Below are 12,967 nucleotides of genomic sequence, written 5' to 3' on the forward strand. Positions count from 1 at the left end.
CCTACACCCGCACCACCATGAACAGCCATTGGGTCGGGATCAGCGCGCTGCCGCTGGAGTGCTCGGGATAGGCGGTTTCCAGCCGGCGGCGGTAGGCGGCGAGGAAGCGGTCGAGTTCGGGGCCGGTCAGGCGGTCCATCACCGGGACCAGCTCCGCCTGATGCAGCCATTGCAGCAGCGGCACGTCGCCGTCCAGCGCGTGGAAATACTCGGTCTCCCACAGATCGATGGCGGTGGCCTGGGGGCTGAGCCAGTCGTAATAATCCTGCGGGCCATAGCTCCGGCCACCGATTGATTGGGCGGCGGGCCAGGCGCCGTGCAGCCGGTCGGACCAGGGGCCGTCGGCAGCGGTTTCCAGCAGCAGGCGGTGGGCGGTCTGGTCCTGCGGGCGGGGCAGGGCGACGGCGAGCACCCCACCGGGGCCGAGCGCTTGCAGCAGGTCGGGGAACAGCCGCTCGTGCCCGGCGACATGCTGCAGCCCACCCGCGGAGATGACGAGATCCGCGGGCCAGTGCGGGCGCCAGACGGTCAGGTCGGCCTGCTGGTAGCGCACGCGCGACGGCGTGTCGGCCGCCCAGCGCAGCATCGCCGGGGACTGGTCCACCGCCAGCACGTCGGCCAGCGGCCAGCGCGTCGCCAGCAGCCGGGACAGCTGACCGGCACCGCAGCCGAGATCGACGATGGTGTTCGGAGCCAGGGAGAAGGGAAGCGCCGCCGTCAGGTCCATGACGGGACGACGGCGCAGGACGTCAATCGTCGCGAAGGCGTTGGGGTCCCATGTCATAGAGCATGTCATGCGGCACCCGCTCTGTTAGGCGCCTGCCCCTCCGGGAAGATCTCCCGGTCATCGCGTTCAGTCGTCCGTGAGGACGGGTCAGTGGGCGGAGCCCATGCGGTCGAAATAGCGGCCGATCGACGCGAAGATGAAGAGCACGCAGCCGAGGAAAACGATCAGACCGCCGGCCGCGAAGGCTTCGTCCGCCGCGCGCGAAGAGGCGAGCAGGCCGACGAAGGCCATGATGCCGGCGAGGATGGGGTTGATCCAGAAGGAGAAGGCTTTCACGTCCCGGAGTCCTTTCAGAACAAGGCGTTGTCAGGGTGGAAGCGCCCGCCTCCCGCCCCGCCGGGCTGCCCGCGAACGCTTCGCTGTTGAAGGAATTCTGCGGGAGGGAGCCCGCGGAATCAATGCGACACAAACGACTTGTGCCCTGCAACAGCTACAGGGCCGGTGTCCGCATTGCATTGCGGTATGTCAAGGGCGAAGGCCGTTCCGGCGGCATTGCTCTCCACCAGCCGCAGTTCCCCGCCATGGGCGCGCAGCACCTCGCGCGCGATGGCGAGGCCGAGGCCGATCCCGCCGGCCCGCGCCGATCCGGCGAAGGGCTGGAACAGGTTTTCCCGCGCCCGCGGGGCGAGGCCGGGGCCGTTGTCGGCGATGGTCAGGGTCAGCGCGCCTGCGCGCCCGCTCCGGGCGGAGAGGCGCACCCGGTCGGCGCCGGCCTGCACCGCGTTGCGGCCGAGATTGACCAGGGCGCGGCCCAGCTGGGCGGCATCGACCTGGGCCAGGGTGCCGGCGGGGATGTCGTTGATCCACTCCGCCTCCACCCGGCCGCCGTCGGGACGGGCGGTGGCGAGCACCTCGGCCCCCGCCTCCTCGGCCAGCCGGTGCAGGTCGGTGGGCGCGGGGGTGAGCGGCAGGACGCCGTCGCGGGTGAAGGACAGGGTCTGGCTGCACAGTTCCACCGCGCGGTCGAGCGAGGCGACCAGCCGCGGCGTCACCCGCCGCACTTCCGGATCGGCGCTCTCGGTCAGCCGCTCCGACAGGAGGGAGGCGGTGGAGAGGATGCCGCGCAGGTCGTGGTTGATCTTCGCCACCGCGGTGCCGAGCGTGGCGAGCCGCTCGCGCTGGCGCAGCGCCGCGCGCACCGTGCCCTGCATGGCGGCAAGCTCGCGCTCCGCCACGCCGATCTCGTCGCTGCGGCTGCCGGGCACCAGCGGCGGGGCGCCGTCGGGATCGCGGCGGAAGGCGACGACCTCGGCGGTCAGCCGGCGCATCGGCCGCACCAGCAGGGCATGCAGCGTGACATAGACGAGGATCGCCGCGATCAGCGAGATGGCGACCGACACCGCCAGGATGCGCCGGGAGAAGTCGAGCATGGCGTCGATCAGCGGCCGTTCGTCCATCGTCACCTCGACGCGCTGGGCCGGGTCGTTGGGCGAGCGGTCGATCACCCGGATCACCCGGTCGCGCCGCGGCCCGAGAGCACCTCCCAGCGCGCCCTCCAGGGCTCCCTCCAGGGCGAGCCACAGGGCGTTGCCGGCATCGACGAACTGCATGCCCATGCCGGTGCCGCGCAGGTCGTACACCGCATCGACCCGCGGCGGCATCGGACTGGACAGCATGTAGACGCGGGCGCCGGGTTGGATCAGGTCGATGACGTGGGTGCCGGTATAGGCCAGCAGCTTCGCCTGCAACTCCTTCGTCACCATCAGGTCGGGCGCGGCCTCCACCGACAATGCCGCGATGTGGGCGGCGGCCAGCCGCTCCTCCAGGTAGCTCATGCGGAAACGGGCGATGGAGGGGGCGTAGATCAGCACCTCCGCCAGCAGCACGAACAGGATGGTGAGCAGCAGCAGCTTGGCAGACAGGCTGGTCGCGACGGTAGGACGGGACATGCGGGGGACCAGCGGGAATGGGAGAGGGGGTGTTGCCGGAACGCCATCGTACGACGGTGACAAACGAGCGTCACCAGTTCGGAGGCCCCGATCCGCTGGCGTTACCGCTTTGGCATTGGTAAGACAGGCGCCATGAGCGACCTTGCCCGTCACATCGACACCCTGTCGCGCGCCAACGTGCTGTGCCTTGGCGACGTGATGCTCGACCGTTTCGTCTATGGTTCGGTGGACCGGGTGTCGCCCGAGGCGCCGATCCCCGTCCTGCGCGTGGACCGCGAAGTGCCCAAGCTGGGCGGCGCCGGCAACGTCGCCGCCAATCTGGTGGCGCTGGAGGCGGATTGCCGCTTCGTCTCGGTGGTCGGGCGCGACGGCATCGGCGGCGACCTCTTGGCCCTGCTGCGGCGCGAGGGCGTCAGCGACGGCGCCATCGTGATGGAGGATGGGCGGCAGACCACGGTCAAGACCCGTTTCATTGCCGGCCAGCAGCAGCTTCTGCGCACCGACATCGAGACGGTGGTGCCGATCACCGTCGCCGACCGCGTGCTGGAGCGCGTGCGCGACCTGCTGCCCGAGGTGGGCGGCGTCATCCTGTCCGATTACGGCAAGGGCGTGCTGACCGACGAGCTGGTGGTGGCGGTGATCGCCGCCGCGCGGGAGGCCGGGCGCACCGTGGTGGTGGACCCGAAGGGGCGCGACTACCGCCGCTATCGCGGGGCCGACATCGTCACGCCCAACCGCAAGGAGCTGATGGAGGCCACCGGCCTGCCGGCCCGCACGGACGAGGAGGTGATCGCCGCCGCGCGTCACCTGATCGCCACCTGCGGCATCGGCGCCGTCGTCGCCACCCGCAGCGAACAGGGCATGTCGGTGGTGACGGCCGAGGACGCGGTGCATCTGCCGGCCGAAGCGCGCGAGGTGTTCGACGTGTCGGGCGCCGGCGACACGGTGGTGGCGACGCTGACCGCCGCGCTGTCGGTGGGGATCGATCTGGTCGATTCGGCGCGGCTGGCCAATCTGGCGGCCGGCATCGTGGTGGGCAAGGTCGGCACGGCGGTGGTCCGTTCGGCCGAACTGCTGTCCGGCCTGCACGAGCAGGAATGGCGCCACGGCGAGGAAAAGGTGCTGACCCGCGACGCCGCGGCGGAACGGGCGGAGCGCTGGCGGCTGCGCGGCAAGCGGGTGGGCTTCACCAACGGCTGTTTCGACCTGCTGCACCCCGGCCACATCTCGCTGCTGAAACAGGCCCGCGCGGCCTGCGACGTGCTGGTGGTCGGCCTGAACAGCGACGCATCGGTGAAGCGGCTGAAGGGCGACAGCCGTCCGGTGCAGAACGAGACGGCGCGCGCCACGGTGCTGGCGTCGCTGGGCTGCGTCGATCTGGTGGTGATCTTCGGCGAGGACACGCCGGAAATGCTGATCCACGCCCTGCGCCCCGACGTGCTGGTCAAGGGAGCGGACTACACCATCGCCACGGTGGTGGGGGCGGATTTCGTCCAGAGCTATGGCGGGAAAGTGGTGCTGGCCGAACTGGTCCAGGGCCAGAGCACGACCAACACCATCAAGCGCATGAAGAGCTGAGACAATCGGGCATGCATCGGCGGCGAACGTCGATTGTCGCTTGTAAACCGCCGATGCCTGCCCCATCTATGGATGGTCGACGTTGCTCTGGGCTTTGTTATTCTGATCCGTCACGCGGATCTGGGTCTCTTCCCCGAAGTGAAATTGATGCGCCTGCGCAAACTCGCGCGGCGCAACGCCAGGAAGGGAACTGACCCATGGCTATCGGAACCGTCAAGTTTTTCAACTCCACCAAGGGCTTCGGCTTCATTCAGCCGGAAGACGGCACGGCCGACGTGTTCGTCCACATCTCCGCCGTCGAGCGCGCCGGGATCAGCAACCTCGGCGAAGGCCAGAAGCTGTCCTTCGACGCGATCCGCGATCCGCGCCGCGGCAAGGTTGCGGCCGAGAACCTCCGCGCTCTCTGAGCGCAGCAGGTTCGAAGAGAAAGGGCGGCTCCGGCCGCCTTTTTTTGTACCCACCCCCTCGGTTGACGATGCCCGGTCCGACCGGCCCCCTGATCTTCCCGAGGATGATCTTCCCGAGGGCACGGGGAAATTCACGAAATGGATGGAAATGAACGGCTTTAAGAATGCAGGGCTTTCGGAGCGTCTGAGCGCCGCCGCCGGCGCGAAGAAGGCACTGCTGGACAAGTTCAAGGCGCAGCCCGGTGTGAACGATCCGATCTTCGCGGAGCGCGAAGAGGCCCGGCGCGCCGTCCGCGTGGCTCGTGAAGCCCGCGAGGCCGAACGCAATGCGGCGCGCGAAGCCCGCAAGGCTGCCGAACAGGAAGCGTTGCAGGCGGAACAGGCCGAGCGGGCCGCCCGCGAGGCGCTGGCCGCCCAGGAGATCGCCGAACAGGCCAAGCGCCAGGTGGCGACGGCAGCCGAGGCGAAGGCCGCTCGCGACGCCCGCTATGCGGCGCGCAAGGCCAGGAGCCGCTGACCCGCATCAAGGGATGCCGGGATCGACGTGACGCGCCGCTCCGGCCGTCAAACCAAAACAGCCATGGAGCCCGATGCGGTCGATCCGAACCGCATCAGGCTCCATGGCTGTTTTGTTGGTGGCTGTTCCGTCGTCGGCCTTGGAAGGATGGATTTCCAAGGCCGAGCCGAATGCCGACTTACATCTTCTTCTGGACGTTGTCGGCGCCCCGTTCGATGGCGCGGCCACCGGCCTGCACGTCCTGGCCGGCGCCCTCGACCGTGTTGCAGGCGGCCAGCGTGCTGCCCAGCAGCGTGCCGAGGACGGCGAGCAGGGCGAACTTCTTGACGGTGGTCATGGTGGTCTCCGTTGCGGTGGCAGTGTGATGCCGACTGGAACGCAAGCGGGGCCGTAAAGGTTTCCGCACTCGAAGGGGGAGGGGGCTTGCGCAAAGGTGGTGCCCTTCGCTTCGGCAGAGACATTCCGAAATCCGATTCCGGCCGCAACCCTGCACCCAGAGACGAAGTGTCCCGTTGCCACGGGGCGTGAGCGCGGGCATAAATCGCCCCGCGGAATATCTCGCGGCCCTCCCCGCTGGATGGGACGGCTTTTGGCAACGAGCAAGAATGGCGAAAGGAAAGCCTCTCATGGCTGAAAGCACTTTTGACGTCGTTGTGATCGGCGGCGGTCCCGGCGGGTATGTCTGCGCGATCCGCGCGGCGCAGCTCGGCTTCAAGGTTGCCTGCGTGGAAAAGCGCGGGACGCTGGGCGGCACCTGCCTGAACGTCGGCTGTATCCCGTCCAAGGCTCTGCTGGCGGCGTCGGAGAAGTTCGAGGAAGCGGCCCACGGCCTTGCCAAGTTCGGCATCAAGGTCGGCAGCGTCGACCTGGACCTGCCCGGCATGCTGGCCCACAAGGACAAGGTCGTTAAGGACAACGTCACCGGAATCGAGTTCCTGTTCAAGAAGAACAAGATCGCCTGGCTGAAGGGCGCGGGGAAGATCACCGCCGCGAACACCGTCGAGGTCGAGGGTGTCGGCACCATCACCGCGTCGAAGGCGATCGTCATCGCCACCGGGTCCGACGTGACCCCGCTGCCGGGCATCGCCATCGACGAGAAGCGCGTGGTGTCCTCCACCGGCGCCCTGTCGCTGCCGGAAGTGCCGAAGCATCTGGTCGTCATCGGCGGCGGCGTCATCGGCCTGGAACTGGGCTCCGTCTGGGGCCGCCTGGGCGCCAAGGTGACGGTGGTCGAATATCTCGACCGCGTGCTGCCGACCATGGACAACGAGCTGTCGAAGCAGGCCCAGCGCATCTTCGCCAAGCAGGGCATGGACTTCAAGCTGAGCACCAAGGTGACCGGCGCGTCGGTGACCGAGACCGGCGTGACCCTGACGGTCGAGCCCGCCGCCGGCGGCGAGGCGCAGACCATCGAGGCCGACGCCGTGCTGGTCGCCATCGGTCGCCGCCCCTACACCGAAGGCCTCGGCCTGGAGACGGTGGGCGTCGAGCTGGAGCGCGGCCGCGTCAAGATCGACGGCCATTTCCAGACCAATGTGCCGGGCATCTACGCCATCGGCGACGTGGTCGAAGGCCCGATGCTGGCCCACAAGGCCGAGGAAGAGGGCGTCGCGCTGGCCGAGCAGTTGGCCGGCCAGAAGAGCCACGTCAACCACGACCTCGTCCCCGGCGTCGTCTACACCTGGCCGGAAGTCGCCGCCGTCGGCAAGACCGAGGAGCAGCTGAAGGCTGCGGGCGTCGCCTACAAGTCGGGCAAGTTCCCGTTCACCGCCAACGGCCGCGCCCGTGCCGGCGGCAACACCGACGGTTTCGTGAAGATCCTGTCGGATGCCTCCACCGATCAGGTGCTGGGCGTCCACATGATCGGCCCGAACGTGTCGGAGATGATCGGCGAGCTGGTGCTGGCCATGGAGTTCAGCGCGTCCGCCGAAGACGTCGCCCGTACCTGCCACGCCCACCCGACCTTGTCGGAAGCGGTCAAGGAAGCGGCCCTGGCGGTGGACGGCCGTCCGCTGCACATCTGATCGGGCTTTTCACCTGAAATACTGGTGCCGAGCGCCCTCTCCCGCATGCGCGGGAGGGGGCGTTTCTTTATCAAATATTACCCTCAAGTATTAGAATGGAATCTCCTCATCAATATTATCTCTTATTGGATTCTCCTCGGCCACACCTCTTGCGGGAGTCTGGTTATTCTGTCGTATTGGTGGAGGGAGTGCTTTGGTTGGAGGGCTAAGTCTCAGTGTTGCGTGAGTCTCTGTTTCAATATCTTTCCCAATTATCTTAAGGATATTTGTGATCGCTGTTCCGCCATCGGCAAAAATTGTTGTCATTGCCCCTGCAGCCTGGGTTAATGTTACTAAAATTACAAAGCCCACGGCATAACTGAAGCGGGGCTTATTTAACTCTTCTTCAAAGTCAGATAGGGAAATTAGCAGGGACTTTTTCTTTTCATCCGAAAAATCTGAATCTTTGATTGAGGACCGGAGTCGATCAATGTAGTGCTTTATTTTAACTTTAGCGTTATCTGTGAGCAGTACAGATTTTTCTTTTGCACGACCTCGATTTTTAAATCTTATCCTGGCCGTCTCTTTTTTGACAGCTATAGAAAATCTTTGGAAAGTGTCATATCCATAATGATCCGGTTCGGCTGCAAGAATGGAAGATAGACCGCATACATTTGCGAGCCCAATCATAGTTGACACATAGTTAGTTCTAATTAGTTCATCAAAATCTTGACTTGAATTTTGGTCAATCAAAAGTGCCATTTTGTTTAGGCATATTCTATCTGCTTCGGCAAAAGCTTCCTCTGCATCTAGCGGAAGTGATTCATAATCCTCCGGAGACATAAGCTCATATCTGTCGACCACTTTATTATCCTCTCAAATTGGATCCGATATGATCTCAGCGTATCCGCGCCTTATATGCGGAGATTCAAAAAAATCACTGCTACATTACTGCCCCGCTAGCAGCGCGCGGGTGGCCGCATTTCGTGCCGGTGTCAGGTCACGCAGCACGTCCGAGTCGCGGACAAAGATGTCGATCTCGTAGCTGACGCGGTGGTCATATTGTGCGGCGAGCGCCGTGCCGCCGCCGAAGCTCCAGCGCGGTTTGTCCGGGAGCGACCGTAGCAGACGGAGGGCGTCCGCGAGCAATGCAGGCCAGCGTGAGGGCGGCCATTTCTTCGATCCAGGGGTGGTTTCGTCCATCGCTCATCCCCCATATACGCGCCGCGCGGTCCAGTTGGTCGAAATCCACCACCCCGGCCAGCACCAGATCGTGCAGCGCCTCGATGGACACCTCGTCGAACAGGGCCTCGATGTGCGGGCGCCAGCGCGGATCGGGGCACTCGGCGCCGAGGCAGTCGAGCAGCGTCGCCTCGTCCATCACAACCGGGCGGGGAGCGTTGATCGTGCCCAGCACGAGGGCGATGGCACGCCTCGCCCGCTCCGACAGCGCCACATCCGACATTTCCGCCTCCAATCACCGGCCCATAGTGTGGGGAGATGGCGGAGGGGCGTCAACATTGGGAGAAGCGGCAGACGGCAACAGGCTCCTCTGCCAGCCGGCAGGGGAGCCCTTTTGCACGTCGTCCTGTCGGATCACGCCGCGCGGATGGTCGACAGGAAGCCGTTCACCGCGCTGCGCAGGCGGCCGGCGTCGCCGGCGAGCTGGCCGGAGACCGACAGGACGGTCTCGGCGGAATGGCCGGCCTCGACCGCGGCACTGCGGACGTCGGCGATGGTCTTCGTCACCTCCTGGGTGCCGCTGGCGGCCTGCTGGACGTTGCGGGCGATCTCGGCGGTGGCGGAGCCCTGTTCCTCCACCGCGGCGGCGATGGCGGTGGAGATCTCGTCGATCTGGGCGATGATGCCGCCGATGCCCTTGATGGCGCTTGCCGTCTCGTCGGTGACGCGCTGCATGCCGGTGACGTGGCCGGCGATCTCCTCCGTCGCGCGGGCGGTCTGGCTGGCGAGGCTCTTCACCTCCTGCGCCACCACGGCGAAGCCCTTGCCGGCCTCTCCGGCGCGGGCGGCCTCGATGGTGGCGTTCAGCGCCAGCAGGTTGGTCTGGCTGGCGATGTCCTGGATCAGCTGCACCACCGTGCCGATCTTCTCCGCCGCCTCGGTCAGGCTGAGCACCTGTCCATTGGCCTGCTGGGCAGCCTCCACCGCCTCGCGGGCGATCTGGGCGGAGCGGTTGACCCGCTCGCCGATCTCCTGGATCGAGGAGGACAGCTGCTCGGTGGCGCTGGCGACGGTCTGCACGTTGCTGCTGGCATCCAGCGAGGCATTGGCGACCACGCCGGCCTGCTGGCTGGTCTGGGTCGCGGTGGCGGTCATCGTCTGGGCGGTGCCGGTCATCGACTGGGCGGCACGGTCGACGCCGTCCACCACATTCATCACCTGGGCTTCCAGGTTATCGGCGAGCTGCAGCATGGCCTTGCGACGCTCGGCGTCGGCCTTGGCCTGGTCCTCCGCCCGCTGGTCGATCATCCGCTTCAGGTCGGCCAGCATCTTGCGCAGGGCGTCGGCGAGCGCGCCGACCTCGTCGGCCTGCCGGATGTCCAGCGTCTGGTCGAAGCGGCCGGCGGCGATGCCTTCGGCGAAGCTGACGCTGGCGCGGATCGGACGGGCGATGCCGCCGGCGACCACCCACATCACCGCGACCGCGCCAAGCGCGACCAGGGCGCCGACGGTGATCTGCCACAGGATGTTGGAGTTGGCTCGTTCACCCAGATTGGCGGCGAGAGCCATGCTGTCGGCCAGCACGATGTCCTTCGGCACCTGGACCAGCACGGCCCACGGCTTCTGGGTGTTGCCGAGCGTGATCGGGGCGAAGCTGCGCAGCATGTTGGTGGAGGCTTCGATGTCGACATGCGGCTTGCCCGCCTGGACGCCCGCAAGATCGGCCTGCCACGAACTGTCGAAGGTGGAGATCGACTGGCCGATCAGGTCGGGCCGCGCGCTGTGGGCGACGATCAGCCCCATGTTGCTGATGATGACCACCTGGCTACGGCCGTCGAACACCGCGGCGCTGACCTTGGTCGACAGCTGCTGCACGAAGTCGAGGTTGAAGTCGGCGCCGGCCACGCCGCGGAATTTGCCGCCGATGACCACAGGCACCGACAGGGTCGCCAGGAACACCTGCTTGCCCTGCACGACATAGGGCAGGGGGTCGAGCACACTTTCGCGGCCATTCTCCTGCGGGCCGATGTACCAGCCGCCCTTCATCACGCCGTTGGGGTGACGGTCGCGGCTGTCATACTCGACCAGCGGCTGCATGGCGATGCGGCCGTTCTGGTCACGGTTCCAGTAGGGGATGAAGCGGCCGGTGGCGTCGGTGCCGGTTTCGCGGCGGTTGCGGAACTCCTCGTCCCGGCCATCGAGCGCGTCGGGCTCCCACGCCGAATAGGTGCCGTTGAACAGCGGGTTGTTTTTCAGAACCGACAGCAGGACGCCGTTGAAGGCCTCGCGCCGCTTTTCCGGCGGGACATGGCCGGGCAGCCCATCGTCGGCAAGGCTGGCGAAGCTGCCGGCCATCGTCCGGGCGGCGTTCAGCGCGGTGTCGAATTCCGAACGCAGCAGGCCCGCCTGGGTGGCCGCGAGATTCTGCAGGGATTCCGTCGTCTTGCTCTCGATGATCCGTTCGACGTTGTCGGTCACGAACTCGTTGCTGGAGCGCGTCGATAGGACGGCGAAGCCGACGAGCACCGCGACGGTGCCGGCCAGACACAAACCCGACAGCATCGCGATCTTCGATTGGATTGATTTTATTTGCATGATGTTCCCCCCGCGTGAATCGCTCGCTGGAGGGAACTGTGGAACTGGCCTGTTAACGAAAAGTGAAGTCTGGGTAAGGGTTGGGCGCTGGTCTTTGGTGCTAAAGTAGGATGCTCAGGCATTATTTCGGGAGAATTTGCATCCATCTTAGCCGATCACTTGAAATCGCCTAAACGTACTTTTATTATCAATGCTAAGACATATTATTGCAAGAGCGGGCTTGGCGCGCGAAGGCGTTGCCAACATCGGTGAGAGCGATCGGCATGAATACCCTGATATGCTTGCCTTGATTGCAGAGGCCGGTCCCGGTCAGCCCTTGCGCGCCCGAGGATGGGCGTTGCGGTACACGTTCATCAGCTGCTCGTTCTCGACGTCCGTGTAACGCTGGGTAGTGGAGAGCGAGGCGTGGCCGAGCAGGTCCTGGATGGCGCGCAGGTCGCCGCCGTCCGCCAAAAGATGGGTCGCGAAACTATGTCGCAGGGCGTGCGGCGTCGCGCTGTCGGGCATTCCCATCAGGGCGCGCAGCTTCTGCATCTGGTGCTGGGCGACGCTGGCGTTCAGCCGGCCGCCGCGGGTGCCGACGAACAGCGGGCCATCCGGCGCCAGCGTGAAGGGGCACGACTCGATATAGGCGCGCACCGCCTCCGTCACCGCCGGCAGGACCGGGATCATCCGGTCCTTGCGCCCCTTGCCGGTGACGCGCAGCGTGTCGCCCAGCGGGGCGTCCTTCCTGGCCAGACCCAGCGCTTCGGAGATGCGCAGGCCGCAGCCGTAGAGAAGGGTGAACAGGGCGCGGTCGCGCTTGCCGATCCAGGGCTCGTCGCGGTCGCGCTCGGCCTCCTCCAGCAGGCGGTCGGCGTCGATCTCCGTCAGCGGGCGCGGGGCGGGACGCTTGACCTTCGGCGTGGCGAGGGTGGCGACGGCGGGATTGTGCAGCCGGCCGCTGCGGTCCATCCAGCGGAACAGGTTGCGCACCGCCGCCAGCTTGCGCGCCCGGCTGGCCCCGACCAGCCCATCCATCGCCAGCCTGGACATCCAGGCGCGGAAATCCGCCGCCTTCAGGTCGCCCAGGTCGTTCAGCGAGGGCGGCGAGCCGCCGCGGAATTCGGTGAGGAAGCGCAGGAACTCGGCCACATCGGCGGTGTAGGCCGACAGGGTGTGGCGGGAGACCGCCTTCTCGCTCTCCATCCAGCGGCGCCAGTGGGCCAGCACGTCCTGAACGTCCGGCTTGGCGGAGAAGCCCAAACTTGGAAAACCGGGCACAGGCTCGGTCACGCCGGCAGCTCCAGCCAGCCGCGGATCACCCGCTCGATGACGCGGGCAAGGAAGCCGACCAGCTCGGTGCCCTGGCCGGTGTGGAAGGTGTCGGGCTCGCGGCTGCCGAAGGCGAGCAGGCCGTCGGGCGTCTCGCTGGAAACCTGGATGCGGATCAGCGCCTCCGACCGGACGAGGCCGGCGCCGGGACCGTAGATCTCGGGATCGCCCTGGATGTCGGTGTTCAGCACCACGTCGGCGCGGCCCAACCGCTCGGCGATGGCGCCCGGCTCCACCACCCGCACGCCGGAGCGGTGGACGTGGGGGATGTCGTTGCCGTTGGATTCGATGACCAGACAGGCGACGTCGAGGTCGAGAAGGACCGCGAGGTCGGTGGTGATGGTCTGGATCAGCTGCTCGAAGCTCTGGGCGTCGAGCAGGAACAGGACCGCGGCATGGATGCGGTTCTGGCTGTTCAGGTTGGCCCGGCTGGTGCCGATCAGTTCGCGCTGCTGGTCCTTGAGGGTGCGGACCTCGGCGCGCAGCCGGTCGACCATGAAGGCCTGGAGGTCCACCACCCCCCGCCCGCGGTCAAGCGACGGCGGGGTCAGGTGGTGGACCAGATCGGCGTTCTGGGCCAGGAAGTCCGGGTGGGTCCGCAGATAGGCGCGCACATCCTCCGAAGAGAGCGTCGACGTCCGGTGCGGGCTGTGGCCCGGTTCGCGGCCCCTGTCGGCCATGATCGCTCCGGCCCG

14 protein-coding genes are annotated in these 12,967 nt (G+C 66.5%); 4 read left to right on the forward strand and 10 right to left on the reverse strand.

Translation table 11 applies throughout. The annotated features are described in order from the left end of the window. Nucleotide 1 precedes the first annotated feature (1 nt). The 3 genes from FZ938_RS07050 to FZ938_RS07060 form a co-directional block, all read right to left on the reverse strand. Complete coding sequence (locus tag FZ938_RS07050; RefSeq protein WP_149197888.1) at nucleotides 2–784, reverse strand: methyltransferase domain-containing protein; 783 nt, start codon at nucleotides 782–784, stop codon at nucleotides 2–4. A 90-nt stretch (nucleotides 785–874) separates the two neighbouring features. Then, nucleotides 875–1,063 carry a hypothetical protein gene (locus FZ938_RS07055; RefSeq protein WP_085090296.1) on the reverse strand — a complete coding sequence of 63 codons (189 nt, stop codon included), beginning with the start codon at nucleotides 1,061–1,063 and terminating at the stop codon, nucleotides 875–877. Nucleotides 1,064–1,182: 119 nt separating this feature from the next. Further along, complete coding sequence (locus FZ938_RS07060) at nucleotides 1,183–2,676, reverse strand: sensor histidine kinase (protein ID WP_149197889.1); 1,494 nt, start codon at nucleotides 2,674–2,676, stop codon at nucleotides 1,183–1,185. A gap of 132 nt (nucleotides 2,677–2,808) precedes the next feature. Between FZ938_RS07060 and rfaE1 the strand changes: the two genes are divergently transcribed. From rfaE1 to FZ938_RS07075, 3 genes are all read left to right on the forward strand, one after another. Beyond that, entirely contained in the window at nucleotides 2,809–4,254 is a 1,446-nt protein-coding gene (gene rfaE1, locus FZ938_RS07065; protein ID WP_149197890.1) for a D-glycero-beta-D-manno-heptose-7-phosphate kinase, read from the forward strand. A gap of 197 nt (nucleotides 4,255–4,451) precedes the next feature. Further along, complete coding sequence (locus FZ938_RS07070; RefSeq protein WP_109052004.1) at nucleotides 4,452–4,661, forward strand: cold-shock protein; 210 nt, start codon at nucleotides 4,452–4,454, stop codon at nucleotides 4,659–4,661. A gap of 148 nt (nucleotides 4,662–4,809) precedes the next feature. Beyond that, entirely contained in the window at nucleotides 4,810–5,178 is a 369-nt protein-coding gene (locus FZ938_RS07075; protein WP_149197891.1) for a DUF6481 family protein, read from the forward strand. A gap of 178 nt (nucleotides 5,179–5,356) precedes the next feature. Here FZ938_RS07075 and FZ938_RS07080 read toward each other — a convergent pair whose 3' ends face one another. Continuing rightward, nucleotides 5,357–5,515: an entericidin A/B family lipoprotein gene (locus tag FZ938_RS07080; RefSeq protein WP_149197892.1), complete on the reverse strand. Its 159-nt coding sequence runs from the start codon at nucleotides 5,513–5,515 to the stop codon at nucleotides 5,357–5,359. Nucleotides 5,516–5,804: 289 nt separating this feature from the next. Between FZ938_RS07080 and lpdA the strand changes: the two genes are divergently transcribed. Continuing rightward, the gene (lpdA, locus tag FZ938_RS07085) at nucleotides 5,805–7,202 is read left to right on the forward strand and encodes a dihydrolipoyl dehydrogenase (protein ID WP_149197893.1); all 1,398 of its coding nucleotides are present in this window, start codon (nucleotides 5,805–5,807) and stop codon (nucleotides 7,200–7,202) included. 90 nt (nucleotides 7,203–7,292) lie between these two features. Here the strand turns inward: lpdA and FZ938_RS07090 are convergent, their stop codons facing one another. From FZ938_RS07090 to FZ938_RS07110, 6 genes are all read right to left on the reverse strand, one after another. Continuing rightward, nucleotides 7,293–8,045: a hypothetical protein gene (locus tag FZ938_RS07090; protein WP_149197894.1), complete on the reverse strand. Its 753-nt coding sequence runs from the start codon at nucleotides 8,043–8,045 to the stop codon at nucleotides 7,293–7,295. A gap of 84 nt (nucleotides 8,046–8,129) precedes the next feature. Next, nucleotides 8,130–8,330: a nucleotidyl transferase AbiEii/AbiGii toxin family protein gene (locus FZ938_RS31500; RefSeq protein ID WP_425492019.1), complete on the reverse strand. Its 201-nt coding sequence runs from the start codon at nucleotides 8,328–8,330 to the stop codon at nucleotides 8,130–8,132. Further along, nucleotides 8,239–8,646, reverse strand: a complete 408-nt coding sequence (locus FZ938_RS30970) for a hypothetical protein (protein ID WP_246457688.1) — start codon at nucleotides 8,644–8,646, stop codon at nucleotides 8,239–8,241. The genes FZ938_RS31500 and FZ938_RS30970 overlap by 92 nt, the downstream gene beginning before the upstream one ends. Before the next feature lie 131 nt (nucleotides 8,647–8,777). Beyond that, nucleotides 8,778–10,958: a methyl-accepting chemotaxis protein gene (locus FZ938_RS07100; RefSeq protein WP_149197896.1), complete on the reverse strand. Its 2,181-nt coding sequence runs from the start codon at nucleotides 10,956–10,958 to the stop codon at nucleotides 8,778–8,780. A gap of 309 nt (nucleotides 10,959–11,267) precedes the next feature. Then, complete coding sequence (locus FZ938_RS07105) at nucleotides 11,268–12,233, reverse strand: tyrosine recombinase XerC (protein WP_149197897.1); 966 nt, start codon at nucleotides 12,231–12,233, stop codon at nucleotides 11,268–11,270. Continuing rightward, nucleotides 12,230–12,952, reverse strand: coding sequence for a DUF484 family protein (locus tag FZ938_RS07110; RefSeq protein WP_149197898.1), 723 nt, complete (start codon nucleotides 12,950–12,952; stop codon nucleotides 12,230–12,232). The genes FZ938_RS07105 and FZ938_RS07110 overlap by 4 nt, the downstream gene beginning before the upstream one ends. Nucleotides 12,953–12,967 lie beyond the last annotated feature (15 nt).

The organism is Azospirillum oryzae (assembly GCF_008364795.1).
GTDB lineage: Bacteria > Pseudomonadota > Alphaproteobacteria > Azospirillales > Azospirillaceae > Azospirillum > Azospirillum oryzae.

Bases quoted from the DNA above. Each gene is read 5' to 3' on its own strand.
- FZ938_RS07050 (WP_149197888.1), bottom strand. From the start codon at position 784: ATGACATGGGACCCCAACGCCTTCGCGACGATTGACGTCCTGCGCCGT.
- FZ938_RS07070 (WP_109052004.1), top strand. From the start codon at position 4,452: ATGGCTATCGGAACCGTCAAGTTTTTCAACTCCACCAAGGGCTTCGGC.
- FZ938_RS07080 (WP_149197892.1), bottom strand. From the start codon at position 5,515: ATGACCACCGTCAAGAAGTTCGCCCTGCTCGCCGTCCTCGGCACGCTG.
- FZ938_RS07110 (WP_149197898.1), bottom strand. From the start codon at position 12,952: ATGGCCGACAGGGGCCGCGAACCGGGCCACAGCCCGCACCGGACGTCG.
- rfaE1 (WP_149197890.1), top strand. From the start codon at position 2,809: ATGAGCGACCTTGCCCGTCACATCGACACCCTGTCGCGCGCCAACGTG.
- FZ938_RS07060 (WP_149197889.1), bottom strand. From the start codon at position 2,676: ATGTCCCGTCCTACCGTCGCGACCAGCCTGTCTGCCAAGCTGCTGCTG.
- lpdA (WP_149197893.1), top strand. From the start codon at position 5,805: ATGGCTGAAAGCACTTTTGACGTCGTTGTGATCGGCGGCGGTCCCGGC.
- FZ938_RS30970 (WP_246457688.1), bottom strand. From the start codon at position 8,646: ATGTCGGATGTGGCGCTGTCGGAGCGGGCGAGGCGTGCCATCGCCCTC.
- FZ938_RS07100 (WP_149197896.1), bottom strand. From the start codon at position 10,958: ATGCAAATAAAATCAATCCAATCGAAGATCGCGATGCTGTCGGGTTTG.
- FZ938_RS07075 (WP_149197891.1), top strand. From the start codon at position 4,810: ATGAACGGCTTTAAGAATGCAGGGCTTTCGGAGCGTCTGAGCGCCGCC.